The sequence below is a fragment of the Pseudomonas lini genome, from assembly GCF_964063345.1.
Lineage (GTDB): Bacteria > Pseudomonadota > Gammaproteobacteria > Pseudomonadales > Pseudomonadaceae > Aquipseudomonas > Aquipseudomonas lini_B.
Window position 1 is genome coordinate 58,349 of the sequence record NZ_OZ061318.1, and the last position, 12,719, is coordinate 71,067.

Annotated in this window: 9 protein-coding genes and 2 pseudogenes; 10 read left to right on the plus strand and 1 reads right to left on the minus strand. The window is 60.9% G+C overall.

Annotation, left to right across the window (positions count from 1 at the left end):
• Positions 1-48: 48 nt before the first annotated feature.
• The 7 genes and pseudogenes from AB3226_RS00265 (at position 49) to AB3226_RS00295 (ending at position 7,289) form a co-directional block, all read left to right on the plus strand.
• Positions 49-822: an enoyl-CoA hydratase gene (locus AB3226_RS00265; protein WP_367371502.1), complete on the plus strand. Its 774-nt coding sequence runs from the start codon at positions 49-51 to the stop codon at positions 820-822.
• Positions 823-849: 27 nt separating this feature from the next.
• Positions 850-1,740 (plus strand): 3-hydroxyisobutyrate dehydrogenase, encoded by an 891-nt coding sequence (gene mmsB / locus AB3226_RS00270; RefSeq protein WP_367371503.1) that lies wholly within the window; start codon positions 850-852, stop codon positions 1,738-1,740.
• 2 nt (positions 1,741-1,742) lie between these two features.
• Positions 1,743-2,837, plus strand: coding sequence for an enoyl-CoA hydratase/isomerase family protein (locus tag AB3226_RS00275; RefSeq protein ID WP_367371504.1), 1,095 nt, complete (start codon positions 1,743-1,745; stop codon positions 2,835-2,837).
• Positions 2,838-2,863: 26 nt separating this feature from the next.
• A complete protein-coding gene (locus tag AB3226_RS00280; RefSeq protein ID WP_367371505.1) occupies positions 2,864-4,015 on the plus strand; it encodes an acyl-CoA dehydrogenase family protein in 1,152 nt (383 codons plus the stop codon).
• A gap of 65 nt (positions 4,016-4,080) precedes the next feature.
• Positions 4,081-4,830: an electron transfer flavoprotein subunit beta/FixA family protein gene (locus AB3226_RS00285; RefSeq protein WP_367371506.1), complete on the plus strand. Its 750-nt coding sequence runs from the start codon at positions 4,081-4,083 to the stop codon at positions 4,828-4,830.
• 15 nt (positions 4,831-4,845) lie between these two features.
• Positions 4,846-5,787 (plus strand): electron transfer flavoprotein subunit alpha/FixB family protein, encoded by a 942-nt coding sequence (locus AB3226_RS00290; RefSeq protein WP_367371507.1) that lies wholly within the window; start codon positions 4,846-4,848, stop codon positions 5,785-5,787.
• 106 nt (positions 5,788-5,893) lie between these two features.
• A pseudogene (locus AB3226_RS00295) lies at positions 5,894-7,289 on the plus strand (NAD(P)(+) transhydrogenase (Re/Si-specific) subunit beta).
• A 3-nt stretch (positions 7,290-7,292) separates the two neighbouring features.
• Here the strand turns inward: AB3226_RS00295 and AB3226_RS00300 are convergent.
• Complete coding sequence (locus AB3226_RS00300) at positions 7,293-7,454, minus strand: hypothetical protein (protein WP_367371508.1); 162 nt, start codon at positions 7,452-7,454, stop codon at positions 7,293-7,295.
• Between the two features lie 60 nt (positions 7,455-7,514).
• Between AB3226_RS00300 and AB3226_RS00305 the strand changes: the two are divergent.
• The 3 genes and pseudogenes from AB3226_RS00305 to AB3226_RS00315 form a co-directional block, all read left to right on the plus strand.
• A pseudogene (locus AB3226_RS00305) lies at positions 7,515-7,766 on the plus strand (short chain dehydrogenase); the annotation flags it as partial.
• A 378-nt stretch (positions 7,767-8,144) separates the two neighbouring features.
• Positions 8,145-11,609: an adenylate/guanylate cyclase domain-containing protein gene (locus AB3226_RS00310; protein WP_367371509.1), complete on the plus strand. Its 3,465-nt coding sequence runs from the start codon at positions 8,145-8,147 to the stop codon at positions 11,607-11,609.
• Positions 11,606-12,628 carry a patatin-like phospholipase family protein gene (locus AB3226_RS00315; protein ID WP_367371510.1) on the plus strand — a complete coding sequence of 341 codons (1,023 nt, stop codon included), beginning with the start codon at positions 11,606-11,608 and terminating at the stop codon, positions 12,626-12,628. The genes AB3226_RS00310 and AB3226_RS00315 overlap by 4 nt, the downstream gene beginning before the upstream one ends.
• Positions 12,629-12,719 lie beyond the last annotated feature (91 nt).

Genomic DNA, 12,719 nt, shown 5'->3' on the forward strand with positions numbered 1-12,719 from the left:
CCGTCAGGCAGGCGCCTGCTTGGCGCCTGCTTCTTAGGAGTCTGCGTCATGCAATTTGAAACCCTGCTACTAGAAGTGCAAGGACGCGTTGGGCTAATCACCCTCAACCGCCCGCAAGCGCTGAACGCTCTCAATGGCCAACTGATCGCCGAACTGAACCTGGCGCTGGATCAGTTGGAGAAGGACCCGCAGATCGGCTGCATGGTCCTCACCGGTTCGGCCAAGGCCTTCGCCGCCGGTGCCGATATCAAGGAAATGGCCGAGCTCACCTTTCCGCAGATTTACCTGGACGATTTCTTCGCCCCGGCGGACCGTATCGCCAGCCGCCGTAAACCGCTGATCGCCGCAGTCGCTGGTTACGCCCTGGGCGGCGGTTGTGAACTGGCGCTGATGTGCGACTTCATCTACGCCGCCGACAACGCCAAGTTCGGCCAGCCGGAAATCAACCTCGGCGTACTCCCCGGAATCGGCGGCACCCAGCGCCTGACCCGCGCCCTGGGCAAGGCCAAGGCCATGGAGATGTGCCTGACTGGTCGCCAGATGGACGCCCAGGAAGCCGAGCGCGCCGGCCTGGTGGCCCGCGTACTACCCGCCGATAGCTTGCTGGAAGCAACCCTCAAGGCCGCCCATGCCATCGCGGGAAAATCATTGCCGAGCAGCATGATGATCAAGGAAAGCATCAACCGCGTGTTCGAGACCAGTCTCAGTGAAGGCGTGCGCTTCGAGCGCCGGGTGTTTCATTCGATATTCGCCACCGCCGATCAGAAGGAAGGCATGACTGCCTTCGTCGAGAAACGCGCCGCACAGTTCAAGCACTGCTGATGCCACCCCATTAAGCGAGGATCCACTATGAACATAGGTTTTCTAGGACTCGGCAACATGGGTGGCCCGATGGCCCTTAACCTGCTCAAGGCCGGCCACACCCTGACGGTCTTCGACTTGTCGCCGGCCTCGCTGGCACGCCTGGTCGAGGCCGGCGCCACCGCCGCGGCCTCGCCAGCGGTCATCGCCCAGAGCGATGCCGAAGTGATCATCACCATGCTGCCCGCCGCCGCGCATGTGAAGTCCGTGTACCTGGGCGACAACGGCCTACTGGCCCATGTACAGCCCGGCGTCCTGCTAATCGACTGCTCGACCATCGACCCGCTCAGCGCCCGCGAAGTGGCCAAGGCGGCGACCGAACGCGGCAACCCAATGCTTGACGCCCCCGTTTCCGGTGGCACCGGCGGCGCGACTGCCGGCATCCTGACCTTTATGGTCGGAGGCTCGCTCGCCGACTTCGACCGCGCCCAACCGATTCTCGCGACCATGGGCAAGAACATCGTGCACTGCGGCGACACCGGCAACGGCCAGGTGGCCAAGGTCGCCAACAACATGCTGCTCGGCATCTCCATGATCGGCGTCGCCGAAGCCATGGCCCTCGGCGTGTCCCTGGGTATGGATGCCAGCGTGCTGGCCGGCGTCATCAATACCTCGAGCGGCCGCTGCTGGAGCTCGGACACCTACAACCCCTTCCCCGGCGTGCTGGAAAATGCACCGGCCTCCCGTGGCTACAGCGGCGGTTTCGGTACCGATCTGATGCTCAAGGATCTTGGCCTAGCCAGCGAAGCTGCCAAGCAGGTCGGTCAACCGGTGATCCTGGGCGCCCTCGCCCAACAGCTCTACCAGAGCTTCAGTAATCAGGGTAATGGCGGCCTGGACTTCTCCGCGATCGTCAACATGTACCGCGAGGACGCCTGAGCATGACCGATGTCGAAGCGCCAATTCTGGCGGCAGTCCGCAACCGCATCGGCCATCTGACGCTGAATCGTCCGGGTGGGCTGAATGCCCTGACCCTGCCCATGGTGCGCCTGCTCCTGCAGCAGTTGCATGCCTGGGAACAGGATCCGGAAATTGTCGCCGTGGTGTTGCGCGCCACCGGCGAGAAAGCCTTCTGTGCTGGCGGCGACATTCGCATGCTTTACGACAGCCATGAGTCAGGCAACAACCAGCACGAGATCTTCCTCGAAGAGGAATATGCCCTCGACGAACATATCCACACGTACCCGAAGCCAATTATGGCGCTGATGGACGGCTTCGTGCTCGGCGGCGGCATGGGGCTGGCGCAAGGCGCCACACTGCGAGTGATCACCGAGCGCACGCGCATGGGCATGCCGGAGGTGGGTATCGGCTTCTACCCGGATGTCGCCGGCAGCTATTTCCTGCCGCGCCTGTCTGGCGAACTAGGCATCTACCTGGGCGTCAGCGGCATTCAGATACGCGCCGCCGATGCCCTTTACGCGCGCCTGGCCGACTGGTGCATCCCCAGCAAACAGATTACCGAATTGGATCGCTGCCTCGACAGCATGAGCTGGACCAGCCATCCCCGGGAAGACTTGTGCACCCTGCTCGCCACACTCGCCGTCAGCAAGCTCCCGGGCTCGGAACTCAAGGCGTTTCGTCCAGTCATCGACGAGTATTTCGCCCTGTCCGACTTGCCGTCGATACGCGCGGCACTGCTGACAGAAAGCCGTCCGGAGTTTCAGGACTGGGCTGAGGAAACCGTCAAACTGCTCGACAGCCGCTCACCGCTGGCCATGGCCGTGACCCTAGAACTGCTGCGTCGCGGGCGCAAGCTGCCGCTTGCTGACTGCTTCGCCCAGGAATTGCATCTGGACTACCAATGGTTCGACAAGGGCGACTTTATGGAAGGCGTGCGTGCGCTGATTATCGACAAGGACAAAAACCCACGCTGGAATCCACCAACTCTGGCAGAGCTTGACCCCGCACGTGTGCAGGCCTTCTTCGATGGCTTCAAGCCTGGAGCCGGCAAAGTCCGACGCACAGTCACCACCTGAGCCCTATAGAACAAGAGAGATGCCCGATGCATGACCTCGAACTGAGCGAAGAGCAACGCATGATCCGCGACATGGCCCGCGACTTCGCCCGTCGCGAGATCTCACCCAAGGCACAGGCCATGGAAAAGGCCGGCTGGATCGATGATGCCCTGGTGGCCCAGATGGGCGAGCTGGGCTTGCTTGGCATGGTGGTGCCTGAAGAATGGGGCGGCACCTACATCGATTACGTCGCCTATGCACTGGCCGTGGAAGAAATTTCGGCCGGCGACGGTGCCGTTGGTGCGCTGATGAGTATTCATAACTCGGTCGGTTGTGGCCCGATCCTGAATTTCGGTACCCGGGCGCAGAAAGATTTCTGGCTTGCCGATCTGGCCAGCGGCAAGGCGATTGGCTGCTTCTGCCTGACCGAGCCGCATGCTGGCTCCGAAGCCAATAACCTGCGCACCCGTGCTGAATTGCGAGATGGCCAATGGGTACTGAATGGCGCAAAGCAGTTCGTCAGCAACGGCAAACGCGCCAAGCTGGCAATCGTCTTCGCCGTCACTGATCCGGAGATGGGCAAGAAGGGCCTGTCGGCCTTCCTCATACCGACCGACACCCCGGGCTTCACAGTTGACCGCAGCGAACACAAAATGGGCATCCGCGCCTCCGACACCTGTGCGGTGACCCTAAATGAATGCAAGATCCCCGAAGCCAACTTGCTCGGCCCGCGCGGTAAAGGGTTGTCGATTGCCCTGTCCAATCTGGAAGGGGGCCGCATCGGCATCGCAGCCCAGGCCCTCGGTATCGCCCGCGCGGCCTTCGACGCAGCCCTGGGTTACTCCCGCGAGCGTATCCAGTTCGGCAAATCTATTGGCGAGCACCAGAGCATCGCCAACATGCTCGCTGACATGCACACCCAGCTGAATGCCACTCGCCTGCTGATCCTGCATTCGGCACGGCTGAAGAGCGCCGGGTACCCCTGCCTGTCGGAGGCCTCGCAGGCCAAGCTATTCGCCTCGGAGATGGCCGAACGGGTCTGTTCCAAGGCGATGCAGATCCACGGCGGCTACGGATACCTGGAGGACTACCCGGTGGAGCGGTACTACCGCGATGCCCGCATCACCCAGATCTACGAAGGCTCCAGCGAAATCCAGCGCCTATTGATCGCCCGCGAGCTGGCCCACTACCCGTTGTGAGTCCATTTTCGCAGGATCACCTCCCCGAGAGGCCTGCGCTTTTTTATTCAATCAAGAGAGACCCCATGAGAGTTCTGGTAGCCGTCAAACGCGTGGTCGACTACAACGTCAAGGTTCGCGTCAAGGCGGACAATTCCGGCGTCGACCTCGCCAACATCAAGATGTCGATGAACCCATTCTGCGAAATTGCAGTGGAAGAAGCCGTGCGCCTGAAAGAGAAAGGCGTGGCGACTGAAATCGTCGTCGTCTCCGTCGGCCCGTCCACCGCTCAAGAGCAACTGCGCACCGCGCTGGCTCTGGGTGCCGACCGCGCCATCCTCATCGAATCCGCCGAAGATCTGACTTCCCTGGCCGTTGCCAAACTGTTGAAAACGGTTGTCGACAAGGAACAGCCTCAGCTGGTGATCCTTGGCAAACAAGCCATCGACAGCGACAACAACCAGACTGGCCAGATGCTCGCGGCATTGAGCGGCTACGGTCAGGGCACCTTCTCGTCCAAAGTCGAAGTGTCCGGCGACACTGTTGCCGTGACTCGCGAAGTCGACGGCGGCGCGCAGACAGTTTCCCTGAAACTGCCGGCCATCGTCACCACCGACCTGCGTTTGAACGAGCCGCGCTACGCATCCCTGCCAAACATCATGAAAGCCAAGAAGAAGCCTCTTAAAGTGCTGACTCCGGACGCTTTGGGCGTTTCCACAGCCTCCACCAATAAGACCGTGAAAGTCGAAGCGCCCGCTGCACGCAGCGCGGGTATCAAGGTCAAGTCGGTGGCTGAACTGGTCGAGAAACTGAAAAACGAAGCGAAGGTGCTTTGAGTTAAGGAGCCTAATATGACTATCTTGGTTATTGCTGAACACGACAACAAAGTAGTGGCCCCGGCCACACTGAACACCGTGGCTGCTGCCGTCAAAATCGGTGGTGACATCCACGTTCTGGTTGCAGGTCAAGGCGTTGGCGCCGTGGCTGAAGCCGCTGCGAAAATCGCTGGCGTGGCTAAAGTGCTGGTGGCCGACAACGCCGTCTACGCCCATCAACTACCTGAGAATGTCGCCCCGTTAGTGGCCAGTCTGGTGATCGAGCAACACACGATTTTCACCCATGTCTTAGCGCCAGCTACTTCCAACGGCAAAAACATCCTGCCGCGCGTTGCCGCTCAGCTGGACGTTGATCAGATCTCCGAGGTCATCTCGGTCGAAAGCGCTGACACCTTCAAGCGCCCGATCTACGCTGGTAACGCCATCGCGACCGTTCAGTCGAACGCTGCGGTCAAAGTGATCACCGTTCGCGCCACCGGTTTCGACCCGGTTGCTGCTGAAGGTGGTTCGGCGGCTGTTGAAGCCGTTGCGGCTGCTCACGACGCGGGCACTTCGAGCTTTGTCGGCGAAGAACTGGTCAAGTCCGATCGTCCGGAACTGACCGCTGCCAAGATCGTCGTTTCCGGCGGCCGTGGCATGCAGAACGGCGACAACTTCAAACACCTGTACGCCTTAGCCGACAAGCTGGGCGCTGCCGTCGGTGCTTCCCGCGCCGCGGTCGACGCAGGTTTCGTACCCAATGACATGCAGGTCGGTCAGACCGGCAAGATCGTTGCTCCACAGCTGTACATCGCCGTCGGTATCTCCGGCGCGATCCAGCATTTGGCCGGCATGAAAGACTCCAAGGTGATCGTTGCGATCAACAAGGACGAAGAAGCCCCGATCTTCCAGGTGGCCGATTACAGTCTGGTGGCGGATCTGTTCGAGGCTGTTCCAGAGCTGGAAAAAACCCTTTAAGGGACTCCTCCGGCACCTCGCCGCCCCTGCTGCCAACCCACCTTACGGATGCCCTTCACGCATCTGCAGGTGGGTTTTGCTTAAAAATATTCACTGGAGGCTTTAAGTGCACATCGGTGTTCCTCTCGAAACCCATGCCAGCGAGGACGCGTGTACCTGCCACGCCAGAAACCATCAAGAAGCTGATCGGCCAAGGCCATCAGGTCATAGTACAAACCGGTGCCGGCGTCAGCGCGAGCATCCCGAACAGTGCTTATGAAGCAGCCGGTGCCACTATTGGCAGCGCTGCCGATGCCTTCGGTACGCAACTGATTCTCAAGGTTGTGGCGCCCAGCGACAGCGAACTGACCCAGATCAAGAACGGTACCGTTGTGGTGGGCATCGCCATCGCCGCCGTGGTCGAGCCGCAATCGCTGGGTATCGTCAAGCAGCTGGGTGATGCGATTCCGGCCGGTAACCGCCTGGAGCTGTTCCTTGGCGCGGCGATCGGTGCCATTACCTTCTCCGGTTCGGTGATTGCCTTCGGCAAGCTGTCGGGCAAGTACAAGTTCCGCCTGTTCCAGGGCGCACCGGTACAGTTCGGCGGTCAACACCAGTTGAACCTGGTGTTGGGCTTGTCCACCCTGGGCCTGGGCCTGGGCCTGGTGTTCACGCTGACCGGCGACCTCACGGCGTTCGCAGTGATGCTGGCGTTGGCTTTCGTACTGGGCGTGCTGATCATCATCCCGATCGGCGGCGCCGACATGCCGGTCGTGGTGTCGATGCTCAACAGCTACTCGGGTTGGGCGGCGGCCGGTATCGGTTTCTCGCTGAACAACTCGATGCTGATCATCGCCGGTTCCCTGGTGGGCTCATCGGGCGCGATCCTCTCGTACATCATGTGCAAGGCGATGAACCGCTCGTTCTTCAACGTGATCCTCGGTGGTTTCGGCGGTGCAGCGGATGTGGCCGGTCCTGCCGGTTCCAAGGAAGCGCGCCCGGTGAAGTCCGGCTCGTCCGACGACGCCGCGTTCCTGCTGACCAACGCCGATACCGTGATCATCGTGCCCGGCTATGGCCTGGCAGTGGCGCGTGCCCAGCACACGCTGATGGAGCTGGCGGAGAAGCTGACTCACCGTGGTGTCACCGTGAAGTTTGCGATCCACCCGGTGGCCGGGCGGATGCCGGGGCACATGAACGTCCTGCTGGCCGAGGCCGAAGTGCCTTACGAGCAAGTGTTCGAGATGGAAGACATCAACTCCGAATTCGGTCAGACCGACGTGGTACTGGTGCTCGGCGCTAACGACGTGGTCAACCCGGCCGCGAAGAACGACCCTAAATCGCCGATTGCCGGCATGCCGATTCTCGAGGCGTTCAAGGCCAAGACCATCATCGTCAACAAACACTCGATGGCCAGCGGCTACGCCGGCCTGGACAACGAACTGTTCTATTTGGACAAGACCATGATGGTCTTCGGTGACGCCAAGAAGGTCATCGAGGACATGGTCAAAGCGGTCGACTGACGGCTAATGGATACCCCAGATCTGTTCCGCTTCCTGATAGAAAGGGTCGAGCTCCTCGAAGGTCATGGGCCAGTCGACAGCTACGTCGTACAGGCTCATGATTCTCAGAGCACCGGGCACCAGCCGCCACGCCTGGGCGACCCAGTACCAAGTGGTCCCGCCCATGCCACGGATATATTCCGACGGGTAATGGTAAGGGCCGTCTATGATTGACCCTCACCCGGTATGAAGCCAGGCGAGCGGTACGCCGTCGAGAGCCCCGAACGCATGCGACATTTCCCCGGTTTCTTTCTCCTTGGCAGTATTACCTGAACCCCGTGTTGCTGACCGCCGTCGGGTGGCTGGAGGGCCAGAAGTTTTCTGTACGAGGAACTTGAACCGGCAGGCGAGCTAGTGTTTCCCGATCGAGTCGCCGGCACCATCGAAGACCTTACACTGGCGTTAGCCGACAGCGCAGGTCTGAAGTTGAACATGGTGCACTATAACGCTCACGTAGATCTGCCCCCTCAAGAGACTGACGACAGTCATGATCAGCACCTCACTCCCTCAAGTCGAGTCGAAGGCAGCTAGCGCTGGACTGCTACTTGTCGGGTCTTTGATCGCGCTTCATCTTGGACGCCAGCAACGCGCACGCTAATCATGTATTAGAGCACGCCTGATGGGCGCTGCTTTGCGGTCAAAAGGATGACTGTGGTGCTGCTCCGAACTCCTCGGAGAAAAGCGCCGCCCATCAAGCAAAAGGTTACGCGAACCTATGCACCACACCTCTTTTCGATCAAGATAACGGTCAGCCGTTATTCAGCATGCTGAGCGCGCCATCGGCCTCCCGGTGGGCCAGGCAAGCGAAGAGGTCGTATGGGCTGCGCAAACTGCGGATTCGAGAGTCCCTTCGGTGCCAGCTTCTGTGAAGCGTGCGGCGCCAGGCTGTCTCACGACTGTCCGCGATGTGGACACGAGGCGGGCCTTGGCGCCAAATTCTGCAGTGAGTGCGGGGCGCCGCTGACTGATGCACCTGCTGCGCCGTCATCGCGCTCCACGCCTATTTTAGGGTCTTCTCCAGAGCCCATTCATTATACGCCCCATTACCTTGCCGAGCGCATCCGCGCCGAACAGGCGGCCATGGAGGCCCGGGGCGAGACCGCCGGCGAACGCAAGACCATCACCGCGCTGTTTGCCGACATGGCCGGCTCCATGGCGCTGATCCACGACCTCGATCCGGAAGAGGCCCAGCGCCTGATCGAGCCTGTCGTCGCGATGATGATGGAAGCCGTCCACTACTACGAAGGCTATGTGGCCAAGACGCTGGGCGATGGCATCCTCGCGCTGTTCGGCGCCCCCATCGCCCATGAGGACCATCCGCAGCGGGCGCTGTATGCGGCGCTGCGTATGCAGGAGGCGATACACCGACATGGCGACCGTATTCGTCTGGAGAAAGGCATTGCGCTGCAAATCCGCGTCGGCATCCACACCGGAGAGGTCATCGTGCGTTCGATCCGCACGGACAATTTGCACACCGATTACGATCCGGTCGGGCACACGATTCACATTGCGTCCCGGATGGAGGGAATCGCCGCGCCATCGTCGATCCTGGTGAGCGAGTCCACCCACAAGCTGGCAGAGGGCTATTTCGAGTTCAGGACTCTGGGGGCCACCCAGGTCAAAGGCATCCCCGAGCCGCTCGTCGTCTACGAGGTGCAGGGTATCGGCGCGCTGCGCACGCGCCTGCAACTGGCGGCACATCGCGGGCTGGCCAGGTTCGTCGGCCGCCAGGTCGAGCTCGACCACCTGCATCAGGCGCTCGATCAGGCCAAAGCGGGCCACGGGCAGGTTGTCGCGGTGGCAGGCGAGGCCGGGGTCGGGAAGTCGCGGCTGTTCCATGAGTTCAAGGAACGCTCGCGGCGCGGCTGTCTGGTGCTGGAGACGTTCTCGGTGTCGCACGGCAAGGCCTTTGCCTATTTTCCGCTCATCGAGCTGCTGAAAAGCTATTTTCAGATCACTGCTCTGGACGACGAGCGGCGGTGCCGGGAAAAGGTCATGGGCAAGACCCTGACGCTTGAGCGCAGCTTCGAGGAACTCGTGCCCTACCTGCTCTATCTGCTGGGTATCGGCGAACGCAGTTCGGCGCTCGCGGAAATGGATCCGCAGATCCGGCGCGATCGTATCTTCGACGCGATTACGCAACTTCTGATGCGCGAGAGTCGCGATCAGCCGATCGAACTGCTGTTCGAGGATCTGCAATGGCTGGACCGCGAGACCGAAGCATTCCTGGCGTGCCTCATCGACCGCGTGGCGAGTGCTCCGATCCTGCTCCTGGTGAACTACCGGCCCGAATATCAGCCTGGGTGGACGCGCGCCGGTCATTGCCGCCAGCTACGGCTCGAACCGCTGGGCCCGGCCGAAGCCCAGAGACTGCTCGCGGCCCTGCTGGGGGACGATCCCACGCTCGTTCCCCTCAAACAGCTCATCCTGGAGAAGACGGAGGGCAACCCGTTCTTTATGGAGGAAGTGGTCCAGACGCTGGTCGAGGAGAAATCGTTGCTCGGCGAACCCGGCCGTTACCGGATCGAGCAAACGCCGGCGGCGCTGCATATTCCCACCACCGTGCAGGGTGTGCTCGCCGCCCGTATCGACCGGCTCCCCGTTGCGCAGAAGGAATTGCTGCAGACGCTCGCCGTCATCGGCAAGGAGTTTGTGTTCAGTCTGATCCAGCGCATCTATGAGGGCCGGGGCGCTCGGATGGACGACGATTTGCGCGATCTGCTGGCCCGACTGGAGGCCGCGGAGTTCATTTACCAGCGGCCCGCATTTCCGGAGGTGGAGTATTCGTTCAAGCATGCGCTGACCCAGGAGGTCGCGGGCCACTCGCTGCTCACGGAGCGGCGTAGCGCACTGCATGAACGCACGGCGCAGGCCATCGAGGCACTGTTCCCCACCCGCATCGCGGATTACTGCAGCGAACTGGCGCACCACTACAGGCTGAGCGGCAATGTCCCGAAGGCCGTGGAATACCTGCACCGTACCGGGCAACAGGCCCTCCAGAATTCCGCCCATCTCGATGCGGTGCGGCACCTCGGCGCGGCGCTGGAATTGCTCGAGCATTTGCCCGACACGCCCGCGCGTGCTCATCAGGAACTGACGTTGCTGCTCTGCCTGGGGCCGGCCTTGATGGCCGTGCGAGGCTATGCTGCGCCCGAGGTTGCGACCACCTACACCCGCGCACTGGCGCTATGCGCGCAAGTAGGCGACGACTCAGGGCTTTTCCCTGCGCTGCTGGGGCTGCGCACTTACTACACGCTGCGTGCGCAATACTCAACTGCATGCGAACTGGCTGAACGAATGCTCAATATTGCGCAAACAGCGCAAGATCCAGACTTGCTCGTGGAAGCCCATGCCGCACTCGGTTCGACATTGCTTTTCCAAGGTGTTCTCAAAAATGCCCATGAACACCAGGAGCGGGCGTGTGCCCTCTACAACTCAGACCGTCATCGCACACATGCCATTACCTACGGCATGGATCCGGGCTACACCCTGACATTTTCGGCCTGGAGTCTTTGGTACTTGGGGTTCCCCGATCAGGCAAGCACGCGCAGCCGGGAGGCCCTTGCTCTGGCCAAGAAGATTTTCCACCCGTTGAGCTTGGCCTTCACTTTGACTGCTACGTCGGCACTAGGACAGTTTCGACACGACGTAAAACTCGCCGAAGAATGTGCTGATGCCGTCATCGAGCTTTCCCTGGAACTAGGGTTTCCGATTTATTTGGCATGGGGGACTATTCTCCAAGGTTGGGCTCGTGCCGAGCAGGGAAACTTTGACGAGGGAATCGCTCAGATAACCAAGGGTATCGCTACTTACCAAGCAGCCGGAGCAGAGCTTGGATGCTCTTATTTTCTGGCCCTGCTGGCCGCAGCTCACGGACGCGCCGGGCAACCGCAGACAGGATTGGCTGCCGTGACCGACGCTCTGGCTATGGTGAACAGAACCGGCGAGCACTTTTACGAAGCAGAACTGTACCGGCTCAAGGGAACGCTTACCCTCCAATGTCCGGGTGAAGACAGCCAGGCTTCTTCCGTGCAGCAGCAAGCGCAAGCATGCTTTCACAAGGCGATCTCGGTCGCTCGACAACAAGGGGCAAAGTCGCTCGAACTGCGAGCCACCGTGAGCCTTGCTCAGCTATGGGAGGCAGGAGACAAAGAGGCGGCCAGGCAGATGTTGGCTGACATCTATAGTTTCTTCACCGAAGGCTTCGACAGCGTTGATTTGCTACAAGCCAAGGCGCTGCTCGATACATGGGCGCCAAACGAGGGGGTGAACGGTCGATGACGCATGAGCGTAAGTCGGTCGCTCTGGCTTTGCAGGGCGGCGGGATGCACGGTGCGTTCACCTGGGGCGTGCTCGATCGGTTGCTCGAGGACGGCAGGCTTGCCATTGAAGGGGTGAGCGCAACCAGTGCCGGCGCGATGAATGCCGCCGTGCTGGCCTACGGTATGCTGCAGGGTGACGAGGCCGGCGCGCGCCAGGCGCTGCACGATTTCTGGTACGCCGTGGCGCAGTCCGCCGAGCGTCATAACCCGTTGCGCTGGATGCCATGGCTGAAAGGAACGCACAGCTTCGGGCTGGACTATTCGCCCATGTATGCATTCGCGGACATGGCGCTTCGTCTCTTCTCGCCTTACCAGTTCAATCGCGACAACTTGAATCCGCTGCGGGGGGTGCTGGAGAGTCAGGTCGATTTCGCCGCCTTGCGCAAGCAATGCCCGCTCCACCTCTATCTGTGCGCGACCAATGTCGAGACGGGGAAGATCCGCATCTTCTCGGGCGAGGACGTCTGCGTCGAAGCGGTGCTTGCTTCGGCCTGTGTGCCGACATTGTTCCAGGCGATTGCGATCGACGGCCAGCACTACTGGGATGGCGGCTATATGGGCAACCCGGCCATTTTCCCGTTGATCTACCACTGCAACACGCGCGATGTGGTGATCGTCCACATCAACCCACTTGTCCGCCCGGGCGTGCCCATTACAGCTGCCGACATCCTCAATCGCATCAATGAAATCAGCTTCAACTCGTCGCTGATGCGTGAGATGCGCACCATCGCCTTTGTCACCGACCTTATCCAGCAAGGCAAGCTCGATCGCGACGAGATGAAGGAGATGCTGATTCACTCCATTCGATCCGACGAGGCGATGTGCGCGCTCAGCGTGTCCAGCAAGTACAACGCGGGTTGGGACTTCCTTTGCGGACTGCGCGACAGCGGACGACGCGAGGTCGAGGCGTGGCTGACGGAGAACTACCGGAATATTGGCGAACGGTCGAGTATTGACATCCGAAAGGAGTTTCTTTGAACGCTACCATGACACGGGAAAAGGTGGCTGGCGTTTTTGACTGGCGCGTAGTGCTGGCGACGCTTGCCGGACGATGATACACATTTCCGAA